Origin of the sequence: Streptomyces sp. NPDC090025 (assembly GCF_044748125.1) — a bacterium.
Taxonomy (GTDB): Bacteria; Actinomycetota; Actinomycetes; order Streptomycetales; family Streptomycetaceae; genus Streptomyces.
On the sequence record NZ_JBIVFL010000003.1, the window covers coordinates 680,260 to 695,286 of the forward strand.

Consider the following 15,027-nt stretch of genomic DNA (forward strand, 5'->3'; position numbering starts at 1 on the left):
GGCCCTCGCGGCTGCTGGACTGCCCCCATGACAACGCCCTCCGCCGCACACCCGACCTGGTGGCGAGCCCCGCTCATCGCGACCCTCGTCGGCCTGCCGCTCCTGGTCTGGGAGTACAGCCTGTTCCAGGCCGACGGCTACACCAGCGGCATCGAGACGGTCCTCGTCCTCGGGATGCTCCTGCTCCCCGTCTCCTGGCTCCTCCCCCACCGCCGCACCTGGCGGATGCCACGCTTCCTGACCGCGGGGACCGTGCTCGGCATCACCGTCCTGCCGCTGCTGTTCGCGCTGCTGCTCGGGCTTGCCATGAGCTCGTAGGAGGCACTCAACCCCCCAGCCCCGGCCTTCGCCCCGCCGCTACTCCTTCTCCGGCAGGCTGTCGGTGTCGATGTCGAGGGCCAGCGAATCCCTGAACCCCTGCATGTGGCGCTCCATGGTCCACTCGGGGACGGCCTTGCCGGGGATGGCGTCGTCGCCCACCTGCACGCTCGCCTCCGGGCCTCCGGGCGAGAAGAAGAAGAGCATCTTCGTGGTGTGCACGCCCTTGTTCCGGAAGCGGTGGCGGATCCCCGGAGGGACGTAGAAGAAGTCTCCCGACCGGGCGTTGATCGTCTCGTCCCCGTTGAGGAACTCCAGCGTGCCGTCGACGATGTAGAACGCCTCACCGTGCGAGTTGTGCACATGGGCCGTCGGACCGCCGCCCGGCGGTACGGACGCCTCGACGAACCCGAATCGGCCGCCGGTCCGTGCCGAGTCCGCCTTCACCGTGTAGACGTCGCCGGCCACCCACTTCGACTCCCCCTCTCCGGCCGGGACGTACACGGCGCCGCGCTTCGTCCAGCGCGGATCGTCGGCGGGGATCTCCGGAATGACAAGGCTCATGACAGTCGCCTCCACACATCTGCGAATAGGGGCGGGAGTGCCCGGCGCGGGCGCTCCCGGCTTCGCTTGACACCTGTCAGATTACTCTTGGCCTGACAAGTGTCAAGCTTGGAAAGTCGTCGTACGGACCACCCGAAGGAGCCCACATCTCGGCGATGGCCGATTCCCGTAGGGTGTGTCGCTGGACGTCGCTGGACGTCGCTCGACGTCGCTGAACGTCGCTGGATGAAGAGCCATGGGAGCGAGGCCGCGTGTCCGAGGAACAGAGCGGTCGGCAGCCACGACCCGCCCGGAAGCGGGCACCACAGGTGGATCTCACCGAAGCCGAGATCCTCGAACGCGGACTGGAATCCTTCGCGGAGCTCGGCTATCAGGGCGCATCGGTGCGCGAGCTCGCCAAGCGGCTCGGCGTCAGCCACAACTTCATCAACGACCGCTTCGGGTCGAAGGAGAACTTCTGGCGCGCGGCCGTCGCCCACGCCTCGGCCGAGCCGCAGCGGAACCTCGTATCCGCCTTCGCGGTCCACGCCGAGGCCGAGGCCGACGACATCAGGACGTTCGAGGCCCTCGTCCGGGTCTTCTACCGGGGTGCCGTGAAGAACCCGGTGCTGAACCGGATCATCACCGCGGAATCGGCCCTTGATTCGCCCCGCCTCGACTACCTCCACGGCGAGGTCATGCGCCCGTTCCTCGAAGGGCTCGAACCGCTCGTCCAGCGGCTCATGGACGCGGGGCGGATGGCGAGGATCCCGATGGACACGCTGTTCAGCGCCCTCACCGGCCCCGCCCTGGTGTTCACCCAGGACCCCCTGGCGGCCCGCCTCGGCCGCTCCACCCGGCTGACGGACGCGGAATGGGAGCAAGCCGCCCAGTCCCTGGCCGAACTGGTCCTGCGCGGCCTGCTGCCGGGGACGCCCGGGCCGGACGCCTGAGACATCGCGCGCTCGCGCGCTCGCCCCGCTCCGGCCCGGGGGCTCGTCACGTCACGTCACGTCACGACAGGAAGTCGGGCGCCTTCACGATGCCGCCGGTCACCTGCGCCAGCACGTAGTCGGCGAACACCCCGGACGAGTTGGCGCGCCTCGACATGATGCCGTTGAGCGCGATCCGCTCCGGCGCGGTGTAGTCCGGAACCCACTCGCTGAACACCGCGAGCCAGTTGATCGGCTTGGCGCCGGCCATCGAAAGACGGACCTTCGCGTCCTCGTGGGCCTCCGGGGTGACCCCGGCCGAGCAGTCGGTGACGAAGAAGACCTCGTACCCGTCCTTGAGCGCGCCCAGGACGGCCTGCGTGAGGCACACGTCGGTGGAGAGACCGGCCATGATCAGCTTGCGGCGCCCGGTGGCCTCGACCGCCGCCCGCACGCCGGGGTGCGACCAGGCGGCCGTGGAGGTGCGGTCGATCGGCTCCAGGTCGGGGAAGGCCGCGGTGATCTCCTTGAAGAGGGGGTCGACCAGCACGCTGCCCGTCGCCCCCACGGTGGTGAGGACGGTGGGGACGCCGAGGGCCGCGGCCGTCTCCGCGAGCCCGGCCACGTTGTTGACGAGCTGGGTCTGCGAGGGCGGCGCCGTCTGGAGCGCGATGGCGGGCTGGTGGTCGATGAGCACGACGGCGGAGTTCTGGATGCTGAGTTCGGTCGGGTTCTCGGTCATGGGTCCCTGCCCCTCGGTGAGTTGCGGCGGCGTCTCCGCCTGGCATCGAGTCTCGGGATGCGGAGCGCGCGCCGGATCCGTCAGACAACTCCCCTTCGACGGCTGCCGGGAGGGCAGTCATCTGACGGTGGGCGCGCGGTCACTCGTCGAGCGCGGTCAGCGCGTCACGCAACGCCGCCCGCGTGGTGATCCCCAACTTCGGGAAGACCTGGTAGAGATGGGCCCCGACCGTGCGGTGCGACAGGTGCAGGCGGGCGCCGATCTGCTTGTTCGTCAGTCCGGACGCCGCCAGCTGCGCGATCTCCCGCTCCTGCGGCGTCAACGGCGAGCGCGCGGCGCCCGGCCGGGTCGGCTGACCCGACGCCCGCAGCTCCTTGCGGGCCCGCTCGGCCCACGGCACCGCGCCGAGCCGGGTGAACGCCGCCGAGGCGTTCCGTAACGGCTCACGGGCCTCGTTCCTGGCGCCCGCACGGCGCAGCCGCTCACCGAGAGCGAGCCGGATCCGCGCGGCGTCGAACATCCAGCGGTCCGCGCCCGGCGCCGCCAGTGCCGCCCGGAAGTGGGCCACGGCCTCTTCGTCGGCCACGGCGCACAGTCCGGCCGCGCCCGCGACGAGCATCGCGTACCGGTCGGAGATCCGGGCGATCCCGAGCTCGCGCAGCGCCCTCAGATGCGCGGCGGCCGCCGCGTCCCTGCCGGTCCTGACCGCCGCCTCGACCAGGTCGAACACACCCCACAGCGCGTGCGCGACGTAGGGCGCGAGCGTCCCGGCCGGGGTGAGCGCGGTGGCGTGCCCGTACGCCGCCTCGTCATCGCCGCTGCCCAGGCAGGACAGCGTCAGCGCTTGGCGGGCGAAGGACGCGGCGGCCCCGACGCCACGCGGCGCCGCCCACGCGATCATCCGCTCGCCCAGCGCCTCTCCGGCCTCGGACTCGCCGCGCGCTCCGTGCAGCAGCACCTGGTTGTACTGGAAGTACCAGGCGAAGAACGGGTATCCGGCCTCGCACAGGGCCATGCCCTCGTCGACGAGTTCCTGCGCCTCGGCCCACTCACCGGTGAGGAAGTCCTCCATGCACAGATGCATGAGCGCGCCCAGGTGACGCCGGGCGGGCCCGCCGCCGTCCCGGCCCGACCGGACCAACTCCCATAACTGGTCCTTGAGTTCACCGACCCGGTCGAGGTAGATCGTGGCGGTCGCGCCGCGCACGAGGAGCGTCGCGTCGTCCGTGCGCCGGAGCACGCCCCGGACCTCGTCGAGCTGATCCAGCACCGCGGTTGCGGCTCGGGCCGGATCCGGGAACGACCGCGCGGCCAGCGCCAGCACCGGCGGCGGAGCGGGCCTGACCCTGCCGACCGCGTCGGTGAACGCCTCCCACTTGTCCGCTCGTCCGCTCCACCAGCACACCAGTTGGAGGGTGTGCAGAGCGTCGACGAGCGCCTGGTCGTCCGCGTCGTACGTCGGCCCGGCCGCCTCGATCGCGCCGACCAGCAGCCGGTGCGCGGTGTCGATGTCGGCCTCGGTGTTGAGCAGCACGTACACCGCCGCGGCGGCCGCGTACAGAGTGCCGCCGCCTTCGGTGTCGATGCTCCGCGCCCGGTGCAGCAGCCCCGAGGCGCCGGCGACGTCACCGGTCGCCTCGGCTCCTATGTACGCCGCCTCGGCCAGCCGCCGCGCCCGGTCGTCCGCGGCGGGACTCAGATCGGCCGCCCGGGTGAGCGCGGCGACCGCGCCGACGGCGTCGCCCCGGCGCAGTGCCGAGTGCCCCGCGGCCTGGAGCAGGCGGGCGACCCGCTCGTCGGGTTCGATGGCGGCCTCGGCCAGGTGCCAGGCCCGGCGCTCCGGCCGGTCGGCCAGGGACGCGGCCAGGGCGAGGTGCGCGGCACGGCGTTCGGCGAGGGTGGACGCCTCCACGACCGCCGAGCGGATCAGCGGGTGCCGGAAGCTGAGCCGCCGAGTGGCGGTGTCGACCCGTACCAGGCGCTCGCGCTCGGCCGCGGCGAGGCCGGACAGCGTGCCCGCGTCGGGTCCGGCCGCGGTACGCAGGGCGCCGAGGTCCCCCGTACCGTCGAGGGCGGCCGACAGCAGTACCCGCCGGTCCGCGTCGGCCAGTGTGGTGACCCGCGCGACGAACAGCGCCCGCAGCCGTTCGCCCAGCGGCAGGACCACGGGCAGCTCTTCCCGGGCACTGCGCTGGGCCCCGCTGAGCTCGGCGGGCAGTTCGAGCAACGCGAGCGGATTGCCGCGGGCCTCGGCGACGACACGGGCCCGGACCCGTTCGGCCAGTTCCGGGTAGCGCGCGGCCAGCAGCAAGCGTGCCGAGTCGTCGTCCAGGGGGGCCAGCCGGATCTCGTGGAGCCCGCCGTGATCGAACAGGCCGGCCTGGCCGGTCCGTGACGCGGCCACGAAGCCGACCCGGCTGCCGGACAGGCGTCGGGCGACGAAGCCCAGCACCACGGCGCTCGCCCGGTCCAGCCACGGCACGTCGTCGACGATCAGGAGCAGTGGTGCCTCCTCGGCGGCCCGCCTCAGCAGCGCCAGTGCGGCGTTGACGAGGAGCAGCCGGTCGGGCGCCGGTCCGGTGGCGAAGCCGAGGGCGACCAGCAGGGCGTCGCGGTACTCGGGCCGCAGGGTCTCGGCGCCGTCCAGCACCGGAGTGATGATCTGATGCAGCCCGGCGAAGGTGACGTCCGCCTCGAACTCCACGCCGTCGGCGCGCAGCACCCGGGTCCCCGCCTCGGCCGCCGTCTCGGCGATCACGTCGAGCAGCGTCGTCTTGCCGACCCCCGCCTCGCCGACCACGTGCAGTCCGCGGCCGCCGGGGCCGTCCGCCAGGAACTCGCGCACCCGCCGCACATCCTCGATGCGCCCGACGATCTCCGACCTCCGGCCGATCGGCCCGCTTCCCGTCATCGCTGTCGTGCCCCCACTTCCCACTCGGTACGAGCACCGCCGACCGGAGGGGCGGCGCACTGGCGGCGCGGAACAGCCGCCGGACTCCTCGGCGGTCCCGCCCCTCGGCCGGCGTGCGCCCCGGGGCCCGACCGGTCGCATCCGCCACCACTCACAGTCGGATGACCGAGGCGGTCGGGGGCCGATCCCCGACAGGGTGGGCGCACGGGCCGAGTGCCGGCCCGCGCCGACCCTCGCAGCCCCCCCAGTCCTCCAGCCCCCCGACCTCCAGACACCTCCGGACCTCCAGACCTCCCCACTCAGGGATACCACCATGCCCCAAGTCCCGGCCGGTGACGGCGACATCGCGTTGTCCTACGAAGACCGCGGAAGCGGCCGCCCCGTGGTGCTGATCCACGGATACCCGCTGGACGGCCGCAGTTGGTACCGGCAGGTTCCGGCACTGCTCGCCGCGGGCCACCGGGTGATCACGTACGACCGCCGCGGGTTCGGGTGTTCGTCGCCCGCGCCCGAGGGCTACGACTACGACACGCTCGCGACGGATCTGCACGCCGTCCTGACGGGGCTCGACCTCACCGGAGCCGTCCTCGTCGGCCACGCCATGGGGACGGGCGAGATCGCCCGCTACCTCGGCACGTACGGCTCGGCGCGGGTGTCCAAGGCCGTGTTCCTGACCGCCCTTCCGCCGTACCTGCTGCGCGCCGACGGGTCGCCGCGCGGACTCGGCCTGTCCCACTTCGACGCCCTGATCACCCGCGTACGGGACGACCGGCACGCCTACTTCGCCGAGCTGTGCGGTACGTTCCTGGGCACCGGCGACCCGCCCGACGCCGACGCCGACGGCGAGGCGGCCACCGGCACCGGCACCGGCACCGGCACCGGCACCGGCACCGAACCGGAGGCACGGTTCCGCGCCATGGCCGCCACCGCGTCGGCGCGGGCGTGTGTGGCGGTGATTCCGGCCTGGATCACCGACTTCCGCGCCGACGTCGCCGCGATCGACGTCCCCGTACTGATCGTCCACGGCACCCACGACCGGCTGCTGCCGATCGACGCGACCGCCAGGCCGCTGCGCGCGCTGCTGCCGCGAGCGGCGTACGTCGAGATCCCCGGCGCACCGCACGGCCTGATCTGGACACACGCCACCGAGGTGAACCGCGTTCTGCGGGAGTTCCTGGCCGACTGAACCCGCGTCAGGACGATGTGCCGCACCGGGCGGTCGCCCGTCCCGCGCCGAGGGAGACCTGAACGCGCCGTTCGGGCTGCGGCCCGGTTCTCGTCCCTTCTAGTCTCGTACGGGGGAAGCGCCTCGCACGTCCTGGGGCCTTCCCGACACCGACCACGGGGAGGCGCCCGATGCCCACCGCCCGCGACCCGATGATCACCGCCATGGACGCGGCGTCCGGCGGAACAGTGCGCCAGGGCGAGCTGTCCCTCGCACTGGCCGGTGCCGAACTCCTCGACCTGCTCGCGGAGGAGGCCGCCACGCTCGACGGCGACCTGATCGTGCCGGCCGACCGCACCGGCCTGGGCGACGCGCTCCTCGACCAGGCCGCGGCGGCGCTCACCCGGGAGGCACCGTACGAGTACGTCGAGGACTGGCTGTGGCGCAGGGGCCGCGACCTGACCGGAACCTACGCGGCGGCCCTCGCGGCGGACGGCCGGCTCACCCGGCAGCGGAAACGCTGGCTGCCGCTCGCCCCCGGCCCGGTCGTCGTCTCCGATACGGAGGAGCTCCGGCACGCCAGGGAACGCCGGGCCTCCCACGAACCGGTCCTCACCCGCCTCGCCGCGGCGGCGGGCGTCCTCGCCGAGGAGGGACCGGAAGCGCCCGGTCCCGTCGACGGAGCGACGGGGACCGTCCTGGCCGCCGTCGAGGACGCGGTGACGGAGCTGGCCGCGGTACGTCAGCGGCGGGACATCGAACAGGCCGCGTTCGACAACGTCTGGCGTGCGCCCTGACGACGTCCGCCGCCCCCGCGATCACGGGCCACTCGTGACCCGCACCACGCACCACGCACCACGCGTCACGCGTCACGCGGAAAAATGGCGAGCCCGCATACGGATGTCGATCTCCAGCAGAAGGGCCCCCAGAGCGGCCCCGTACCGATCTCCGGCTTCTCTTCCGGTCGGGTTCGCCTGAAAGGAGAGAACCTGACGTGCGGCCTCCGGGAGGGTCGTCAGATCCATCACGTCAGGAAACGTCTCCCGGGCGGCCGACTCCAGTTCGGCGAGCGATTCCTCGGGGTTCTCCATCGTGAAGTACGGCCGCTCACGGGAGGTGAAATCGTCGCGCTCGAAGGCGAGAAGTTCGAAAAGGTAGTCGTGATAGCGGCGTAACAGTGACTCCGCCGCGAACGCGCCGTAAAGGTGGAGATCCGTCCCCCAGGGCGGGCAGGGTATCGTCCGGTAGTTGGCCTTGAGTATGGCCTCCGCCTTGCCCAGCGTTCTCGCGGCCACCACGCGCGCACGCTCCCGCACCTCGGCCGTCGGCCGCTGTGCGCGCGCCTCCGCGATCGCGGTACGCGCCTGCTCGGCGCTGGTCCCGAACGCCTGCCAGCCTGGGAACTGGGCCACGAGGCCCGCCAGGTCGAAGGCCCGGGGGCTGCCGCTCGGAAGCGGCGGAAGGCACAGCACGGAGATCGCGTCCAGGCACGCCTCGAACTCGCTGGACAGATTCACCGAGGAGGCGTTCTCGGTCTCGTACTTGGCGACTTTTTCCGCGAGCTCCTTCTTTTCCTGATGCTCCTTGTACGCCTTCCAGCCGAGCCAGGCCAGCTTCCCGACGAGGATCGCCGGGTGCGTCTGCGGTTGCGGCTTCGTGAAGTCGTGGACCTTGTAACTCGGCGGCGGCTGATAGGTCTTCTTCTTCGGCGGCCAGGAGAGCAGCCCCGGCGCCCTCGGGTCAGAGACCGAAAGAGGCGAATAGATCCTCGGCGGAATTCTTCGAGTGATTCCCGGAGGGTTTGCCGACACCCCACTGACGATCTTCCCGCGCTGGCTGCTCATCGAACCCCCACCACCTTGAGCCTGGCGGGGGCCTACCCTGCGGCCTGTCCACCGAAACGACCGGCGGGTTCACCCCGGACGGCCTGAGTGCGAGACGGCCTGAGTGCGGGACGGCGGCCGCCGCGCGTCGGGGACGCGCGGGCGGGACCTCCGCCGAAGAAGCGTCGGCAGTGAGGCACGGACGGTCGCGATGATCACGACTGGTCCGAACGGGCGTTTCAGGCGCGTCGCGCGCCCCGCGTCCCATCGGTGTCCAATCAGGTGTGCTTTCCTGCTCAGGACGGGCCGTCAGGTCCCTCCATCACGCACGTCTGACCGGCTCAGTGCCTGGTCAGGACGTTTCTGCTGTGGTGGGGCGGGTGGGACTCGAACCCACGGCCGACGGATTATGAGTCCGCTGCTCTAACCGGCTGAGCTACCGCCCCGTACACCACGGCACGTACAAGTGTGCGCGCCGTCTGCCGCAGCATAGCCGCTCATACGATCTCCTGCTCCGGATGGTCGGCCATGCTCGATCAAGAAGACACCCAGGTCCGGCGGGTGGTTCCACCGGAAACGAAAAAGGACCCCGAAGGGTCCTCTTCCGATCGCTCCCCCGGCTGGACTCGAACCAGCAACCCTCCGGTTAACAGCCGAATGCTCTGCCAATTGAGCTACAGGGGATCGCGCTCCCCCGACTGGACTCGAACCAGTAACCTGCCGGTTAACAGCCGGCTGCTCTGCCAATTGAGCTACAGGGGATTGCTGCGTTGCACCGAACGGCTCCACGCCAGGTCTCCCCGGGCGGCGCTCGCTCGCTGCGAGACATAGATTAGCGCAAGCAGGGGGGTGCTCCGCCAATCGGTATCCCCAGGGCGTCCAGGGAAGGATCGCAGCGTGCGGTACAAGCTGGTCTTCGTCGCCGGACTGGGCCTCGGTTTCGTCATCGGGACGCGGGCCGGGCGAGAGGTGTACGAGCGGATGAAGAAGTCCGCCAAGCAGGTCGCCGAGAACCCCGCCGTCCGCAACGCGGCCGAGTCCGCCGCGCAGGGCGGCCGCCAGGCAGCGGGCAAGGCCGTGCACGCGGTGGGCGACCAGGCCCAGCGGCTGCGGGCCCGGCGCGAGCACAACGGGCAGCTGCGGCAGTCCGAGAGCTTCCTGGACGACGACTGGGGCACCACCAACACCTGAGGCGACATCCGGGAGACATCCGGGGCGGCAACCTGGGCGGTGACCCGGGCCCGCCGCGCCCCGGGCCGTACACCCGGCCACGCCGGCCCCGTCCGTACGGCAGAATCATGTGCCATGGGGATAGTCGCCGGTCTGGACAGCTCTTCCGACTCCACGCGCATCGTCGTCTGTGACGCGGACACGGGTGCCGTGCTGCGGCAGGGCCATGCCCCGCACCCCTTGGAACCCAAGGCCACCGACGTCGACCCGCAGGCGTGGCTGCTCTCGCTCGGCGAGGCCGCGACCGGCGGGCTGCTCGAAGGCGTGCAGGCCATCGGCGTGTCCGCGCAGCCGAACGGTCTCGTGCCGCTCGACCGGCAGGGCGCCCTGGTGCGGCCCGCGCTGGTCGGCAACGACAAGCGGGCGCAGGTCGCCGCGGCCGATCTGGTCGAGGGGCTCGGCGGACGGCAGGCGTGGGCCGAGGCCGTCGGTCTGGTGCCGCAGGCCGGGATGCCGGTCGCCAAGCTGCGCTGGCTGGCCCGCACCGAACCCGAGCACGCCCAGCGGATCGCCATGGTCCTGCAGCCGCACGACTGGCTGGTCTGGCAGCTGCTCGGCCGCCCCGCCCGCCGCACCACCGACCGCGGCGCCGCCTCCGCCACCGGCTACTGGTCGGCCCGCACCGGTGCCTACCGCCCCGACCTGGTCGACCTCGCCCTCGGCCACCAGGCCGTGCTGCCCGAGGTGCTCGCGCCCGCCGAGGCCGCCGGGACCACGCCCGAGGGCCTGCTGATCTCCGCCGGCACCGGCGAGACCATGGCCGCCGCGCTCGGCCTCGGTCTCGGCACCGGTGACGCCGTCGTCTCGCTCGGCGCCTCCGGCTCCGTGATGGCCGTGCACCACGAGGCCCTGACCGACCCCGACGGCATGATCACCTCGTACGCCGACGGCGCCGGCACGCACCTGCCCGTCGTGCACACCTCGAACGCCGTCCGCGCCCTGCGCGGCACCGCCGAACTGCTCGGCGTCGAATCCCTCGACGAGCTGTCCGCGCTCGCCCTCGAATCCACCCCCGGCGCCTCCGGACTCGTCCTCCTCCCCTATCTGGAGGGCGAGCGCACCCCCCGGCTGCCCCACACCGCGGGCACCCTCAGCGGCCTGCGCCGCGAGTCGATGAAGCCCGAGCACCTGGCCAGGGCCGCCTTCGAGGGCATGCTGTGCGGGATCGCCGACGCCATGGAGGTGCTGCGGTCCCGCGGTGTCGAGGTGCGCCGGGTCTTCCTGCTCGGCGCCGCCGCCGGGCTGCCCGCCGTCCAGGCCGTCGCGCCCGGTGTGTTCGGCGCCCAGGTCGTGGTGCCGCAGCCCGCCGAGTACGCGGCGCTCGGCGCCGCCCGGCAGGCCGCCTGGGCGCTCGGGGTCTCCCAGGGCACCCTCTCCCCCGCCGTGCCGCCGGTCTGGCAGGGCGCCGCCGCACAGGTGTTCGAGCCGGGCGAGGAGCTGGCCGTCGGCCAGGCCGTGCGCCAGCAGTACGTCGCCACCCGGAACCAGATCCACCCCGGCGCGTTCAGCGCCTGACCAGGGGCGGGTCCGACGGCTCCGGCGCGTGACGGAGCCGGACCCCTGCGTGCGCGGCCCGGCGCGTGCGCGGTCGCGTACGTAAAGACTTCCCCCAGGCTCACCGCCCGACCCGGAAACGAGTCGTAACGTCTCGGCAGCGCGGGCGATAGTAGTCCCCGTGCTCATAAGACTTCTCCGGACCTTCCTCGGACCGTACAGAAAACCCATCGCCCTGCTGGTGCTGCTCCAGTTGCTGCAGACCAGCGCCACTCTCTATCTGCCGACCCTGAACGCCGACATCATCGACCACGGTGTCGTGAACGGGGACAGCGGCTACATCCTGCGCTTCGGCGCGCTGATGATCGGCGTGTCCCTGGTGCAGGTCGTCTGCAACATCGGCGCCGTGTTCTACGGCGCGCGGACCGCGTCCGCGCTCGGGCGGGACGTGCGGGCCGCGGTCTTCGATCGGGTGCAGTCCTTCTCGGCCCGGGAGGTCGGGCACTTCGGTGCGCCGTCGCTCATCACCCGTACCACCAATGACGTGCAGCAGGTCCAGATGCTGGTCCTGATGGCGTTCACCCTGATGGTCTCCGCGCCGATCATGTGCGTCGGCGGCATCGTCATGGCGCTCGGCCAGGACGTGCCGCTGTCCGGCGTGCTGATCGCCGTGGTGCCGGTGCTCGGCATCGCGGTCTCGCTGATCGTGCGGAAGATGCGGCCGCTGTTCCGCACCATGCAGGAGCGGCTCGACACGGTGAACCGGGTGCTGCGCGAGCAGATCACCGGCAACCGGGTCATCCGCGCCTTCGTCCGCGACGACTACGAGCGCGAGCGCTTCAAGGGCTCCAACACCGAGCTCACCGAGGTGTCGCTGTCCACCGGGCGACTGATGGCCCTGATGTTCCCGACCGTGATGACGGTCGTGAACGTGTCGTCGATCGCCGTCGTCTGGTTCGGCGCGCACCGCATCGACAGCGGCGCCATGGAGATCGGCGCGCTCACCGCGTTCCTCGCGTACCTGATGCAGATCGTGATGGCCGTGATGATGGCCACCTTCATGTTCATGATGGTGCCGCGGGCCGAGGTGTGCGCCGAGCGCATCCAGGAGGTCCTGGCCACCGAGTCCAGCGTGGTGCCGCCGGCCGAGCCGGTGCGGACCCTGGACCGGCGCGGGCATCTGGAGGTGCGCGGCGCGGACTTCCGCTACCCGGGCGCCGAGGAGTCGGTGCTGCGGGAGATCGAGCTGGTGGCGCGCCCCGGCGAGACCACCGCGATCATCGGCTCGACCGGCTCCGGCAAGTCGACGCTGCTCGGCCTGGTGCCGCGGCTGTTCGACGTGACCGGCGGCGAGGTGCTCGTCGACGGCGTGGACGTGCGCACGCTCGACCCCGGGCTGATGGCGCGGACCGTCGGCCTGGTGCCGCAGAAGCCGTACCTGTTCTCCGGGACGGTGGCGACCAATCTGCGGTACGGCAAGCCCGACGCGACCGACGAGGAGCTGTGGCACGCCCTGGAGGTGGCCCAGGCCAAGGACTTCGTGACGAAGCTGGAGGGCGGTCTGAACGCGCCCGTGGCGCAGGGCGGCACCAATGTGTCCGGCGGGCAGCGGCAGCGGCTCGCGATCGCCAGGACGCTGGTGCAGCGGCCGGAGATCTATCTCTTCGACGACTCGTTCTCGGCGCTCGACTACGAGACGGACGCGCGGCTGCGCGCCGCGCTCTCGGCGGAGACGGCCGACTCGACCGTGGTCATCGTCGCCCAGCGGGTGTCGACGATCAGGGACGCCGACCGGATCGTGGTCCTCGACGAGGGCCGGGTGGTCGGCACCGGCCGCCACCACGAGCTGATGGCGGACAACGAGACGTACCGGGAGATCGTGCTCTCCCAGCTGACCGAGGCGGAGGCAGCCTGATGGCCGGTCCTGGCGGACGGATGATGGCAGGCGGCGGCCCGGACCAGAGGTCGATGGACTTCAAGGGCTCGGGCAAGCGGCTGCTGAAGCAGCTGGCGCCGGAGCGCGCCCTGTTGTGGGTGATGCTGGTCGCCGGTGTGCTCTCGGTGGCGGCGTCGGTGGTCGGCCCGAAGATCCTGGGCAAGGCGACCGACCTGGTCTTCGCGGGCGTGGTCGGGCGACGGCTGCCCGAGGGCGTGACGAAGGAGCAGGCGCTCGCCGGGCTGCGCGCCAAGGGCGACGGCGGCATGGCGGACATGCTGTCCGGGGTGGACTTCACCCCGGGCAAGGGCATCGACTTCACGGCGGTCGGCGAGGTGCTGGGCTGGGCGCTCGGCGTGTACGTCGTCGCGGGGCTGCTGATGCTGGTGTCGACCCGGATGTCGATCACGGTGATCAACCGGACGGTGTTCCGGATGCGTGCGGACGTCCAGGCGAAGCTGGCGCGGCTGCCGCTGTCGTACTTCGACCGCGCCAAGCGCGGTGAGGTGCTGTCGCGGGCGACCAACGACATCGACAACATCTCGCAGACGCTCCAGCAGTCGATGGGCCAGCTGGTCAACTCGCTGCTGACGATCGTCGGCGTGCTGGCGATGATGTTCTGGATCTCGCCGCTGCTCGCGCTGGTGGCGCTGATCACGGTGCCGATCTCGGTGCTGGTCGCGACGAAGATCGGCAAGCGTTCGCAGCCGCACTTCGTGCAGCAGTGGAAGTCGACGGGCAAGCTCAACGCGCACGTCGAGGAGATGTACAGCGGTCACACCCTGGTGAAGGTGTTCGGGCGGCAGCAGGAGTCCGCCGAGGACTTCCACGAGCAGAACCAGGCGCTGTACGAGGCCGGGTTCAAGGCCCAGTTCAACAGCGGCGTGATGCAGCCGGTGATGCTGTTCGTGTCGAACCTGAACTACGTCCTGGTGGCCGTCGTCGGCGGTCTGCGGGTGGCGAGCGGCAGCCTGTCCATCGGTGACGTGCAGGCGTTCATCCAGTACTCCCGGCAGTTCTCGATGCCGCTGACCCAGGTCGCCTCGATGGCGAACCTGGTGCAGTCCGGTGTCGCGTCGGCGGAGCGGATCTTCGAGCTGCTCGACGCGGAGGAGCAGGCGCCGGACGCGCCGCGCGCCGCGACGCCGGTCGACCTGAAGGACCTCAAGGGCAAGGTCGCCCTGGAGCACGTGTCGTTCCGCTACGAGGAGGACAAGCCGCTCATCGAGGACCTGTCGCTGACGGTGGAGCCCGGTCACACGGTCGCGATCGTCGGCCCGACCGGCGCGGGCAAGACCACCCTGGTCAACCTGCTGATGCGGTTCTACGAGGTGACCGGCGGCCGGATCACCCTGGACGGCACGGACATCGCGAGCATGCCGCGGGAGGACCTGCGGGCCGGGATCGGCATGGTGTTGCAGGACACCTGGCTGTTCGGCGGCACGATCGCGGAGAACATCGCGTACGGCGCCACCCGCGAGGTCACCCGGGCGGAGATCGAGGAGGCGGCGCGGGCGGCCCACGCCGACCGCTTCGTCAGGACCCTGCCGGACGGCTACGACACGGTGATCGACGACGACGGTGCCGGGGTCAGCGCCGGTGAGAAGCAGCTGATCACCATCGCGCGGGCGTTCCTGTCCGACCCGGTGATCCTGGTCCTGGACGAGGCGACCAGCTCGGTCGACACCCGGACCGAGGTGCTGATCCAGAAGGCGATGGCGCGGCTCGCGCACGGGCGGACCTCGTTCGTGATCGCGCACCGGCTCTCCACCATCCGGGACGCGGACGTGATCCTGGTGATGGAGAACGGTTCGATCGTCGAACAGGGCACGCACCAGGAGCTGTTGGCGGCGGAGGGTGCGTACGCGCGCCTGTACGCGGCGCAGTTCGCGCAGGCGGTCGCCGAGGTGGACTGACCTCGGTCCGGGACCGG

General features: G+C 71.6%; 12 protein-coding genes and 3 tRNA genes. 8 read left to right on the forward strand and 7 right to left on the reverse strand.

Features of this window, described 5'->3' with window-relative positions; translation table 11 throughout:
* Positions 1-27: 27 nt before the first annotated feature.
* Entirely contained in the window at positions 28-318 is a 291-nt protein-coding gene (locus ACIPXM_RS12415) for a hypothetical protein (RefSeq protein WP_401654745.1), read from the forward strand.
* Between the two features lie 39 nt (positions 319-357).
* On the opposite strand, the gene ACIPXM_RS12420 is transcribed toward ACIPXM_RS12415, so the two are convergent.
* The gene (locus ACIPXM_RS12420; RefSeq protein ID WP_401654746.1) at positions 358-882 is read right to left on the reverse strand and encodes a cupin domain-containing protein; all 525 of its coding nucleotides are present in this window, start codon (positions 880-882) and stop codon (positions 358-360) included.
* A 308-nt stretch (positions 883-1,190) separates the two neighbouring features.
* On the opposite strand from ACIPXM_RS12420, the gene ACIPXM_RS12425 reads away from it, so the two are divergent.
* A complete protein-coding gene (locus ACIPXM_RS12425) occupies positions 1,191-1,814 on the forward strand; it encodes a TetR/AcrR family transcriptional regulator (RefSeq protein ID WP_401654748.1) in 624 nt (207 codons plus the stop codon).
* A 61-nt stretch (positions 1,815-1,875) separates the two neighbouring features.
* Here the strand turns inward: ACIPXM_RS12425 and ACIPXM_RS12430 are convergent, their stop codons facing one another.
* Positions 1,876-2,535 carry an isochorismatase family protein gene (locus ACIPXM_RS12430; protein ID WP_401654749.1) on the reverse strand — a complete coding sequence of 220 codons (660 nt, stop codon included), beginning with the start codon at positions 2,533-2,535 and terminating at the stop codon, positions 1,876-1,878.
* 139 nt (positions 2,536-2,674) lie between these two features.
* Positions 2,675-5,446 (reverse strand): ATP-binding protein, encoded by a 2,772-nt coding sequence (locus tag ACIPXM_RS12435; protein WP_401654750.1) that lies wholly within the window; start codon positions 5,444-5,446, stop codon positions 2,675-2,677.
* A gap of 313 nt (positions 5,447-5,759) precedes the next feature.
* On the opposite strand from ACIPXM_RS12435, the gene ACIPXM_RS12440 reads away from it, so the two are divergent.
* Positions 5,760-6,632: an alpha/beta fold hydrolase gene (locus ACIPXM_RS12440; protein ID WP_401654751.1), complete on the forward strand. Its 873-nt coding sequence runs from the start codon at positions 5,760-5,762 to the stop codon at positions 6,630-6,632.
* A 170-nt stretch (positions 6,633-6,802) separates the two neighbouring features.
* Positions 6,803-7,408, forward strand: coding sequence for a GPP34 family phosphoprotein (locus ACIPXM_RS12445; protein ID WP_401654752.1), 606 nt, complete (start codon positions 6,803-6,805; stop codon positions 7,406-7,408).
* A 72-nt stretch (positions 7,409-7,480) separates the two neighbouring features.
* Here ACIPXM_RS12445 and ACIPXM_RS12450 read toward each other — a convergent pair whose 3' ends face one another.
* From ACIPXM_RS12450 to ACIPXM_RS12465, 4 genes are all read right to left on the reverse strand, one after another.
* Complete coding sequence (locus tag ACIPXM_RS12450) at positions 7,481-8,455, reverse strand: hypothetical protein (protein WP_401654753.1); 975 nt, start codon at positions 8,453-8,455, stop codon at positions 7,481-7,483.
* Positions 8,456-8,803: 348 nt separating this feature from the next.
* Positions 8,804-8,880, reverse strand: a tRNA-Ile gene (locus ACIPXM_RS12455).
* A gap of 165 nt (positions 8,881-9,045) precedes the next feature.
* Positions 9,046-9,118 (reverse strand) — tRNA-Asn (locus tag ACIPXM_RS12460).
* 5 nt (positions 9,119-9,123) lie between these two features.
* A tRNA-Asn gene (locus ACIPXM_RS12465) sits at positions 9,124-9,196 on the reverse strand.
* Between the two features lie 135 nt (positions 9,197-9,331).
* Between ACIPXM_RS12465 and ACIPXM_RS12470 the strand changes: the two genes are divergently transcribed.
* The 4 genes from ACIPXM_RS12470 (at position 9,332) to ACIPXM_RS12485 (ending at position 15,010) form a co-directional block, all read left to right on the forward strand.
* A complete protein-coding gene (locus ACIPXM_RS12470) occupies positions 9,332-9,625 on the forward strand; it encodes a YtxH domain-containing protein (RefSeq protein ID WP_401654754.1) in 294 nt (97 codons plus the stop codon).
* A 114-nt stretch (positions 9,626-9,739) separates the two neighbouring features.
* Positions 9,740-11,179, forward strand: coding sequence for an FGGY family carbohydrate kinase (locus ACIPXM_RS12475; RefSeq protein WP_401654755.1), 1,440 nt, complete (start codon positions 9,740-9,742; stop codon positions 11,177-11,179).
* Between the two features lie 160 nt (positions 11,180-11,339).
* Complete coding sequence (locus ACIPXM_RS12480) at positions 11,340-13,073, forward strand: ABC transporter ATP-binding protein (RefSeq protein ID WP_401654756.1); 1,734 nt, start codon at positions 11,340-11,342, stop codon at positions 13,071-13,073.
* The gene (locus tag ACIPXM_RS12485) at positions 13,073-15,010 is read left to right on the forward strand and encodes an ABC transporter ATP-binding protein (protein ID WP_401654757.1); all 1,938 of its coding nucleotides are present in this window, start codon (positions 13,073-13,075) and stop codon (positions 15,008-15,010) included. Before ACIPXM_RS12480 ends, ACIPXM_RS12485 begins: the two co-directional genes overlap by 1 nt.
* Positions 15,011-15,027: the final 17 nt, after the last annotated feature.

Excerpts from the sequence above, each read along its gene's own strand:
- ACIPXM_RS12415 (WP_401654745.1), top strand. The coding sequence starts at position 28 with ATGACAACGCCCTCCGCCGCACACCCGACCTGGTGGCGAGCCCCGCTC.
- ACIPXM_RS12420 (WP_401654746.1), bottom strand. The coding sequence starts at position 882 with ATGAGCCTTGTCATTCCGGAGATCCCCGCCGACGATCCGCGCTGGACG.
- ACIPXM_RS12430 (WP_401654749.1), bottom strand. The coding sequence starts at position 2,535 with ATGACCGAGAACCCGACCGAACTCAGCATCCAGAACTCCGCCGTCGTG.
- ACIPXM_RS12435 (WP_401654750.1), bottom strand. The coding sequence starts at position 5,446 with ATGACGGGAAGCGGGCCGATCGGCCGGAGGTCGGAGATCGTCGGGCGC.
- ACIPXM_RS12440 (WP_401654751.1), top strand. The coding sequence starts at position 5,760 with ATGCCCCAAGTCCCGGCCGGTGACGGCGACATCGCGTTGTCCTACGAA.
- ACIPXM_RS12445 (WP_401654752.1), top strand. The coding sequence starts at position 6,803 with ATGCCCACCGCCCGCGACCCGATGATCACCGCCATGGACGCGGCGTCC.
- ACIPXM_RS12450 (WP_401654753.1), bottom strand. The coding sequence starts at position 8,455 with ATGAGCAGCCAGCGCGGGAAGATCGTCAGTGGGGTGTCGGCAAACCCT.
- ACIPXM_RS12475 (WP_401654755.1), top strand. The coding sequence starts at position 9,740 with ATGGGGATAGTCGCCGGTCTGGACAGCTCTTCCGACTCCACGCGCATC.
- ACIPXM_RS12485 (WP_401654757.1), top strand. The coding sequence starts at position 13,073 with ATGGCCGGTCCTGGCGGACGGATGATGGCAGGCGGCGGCCCGGACCAG.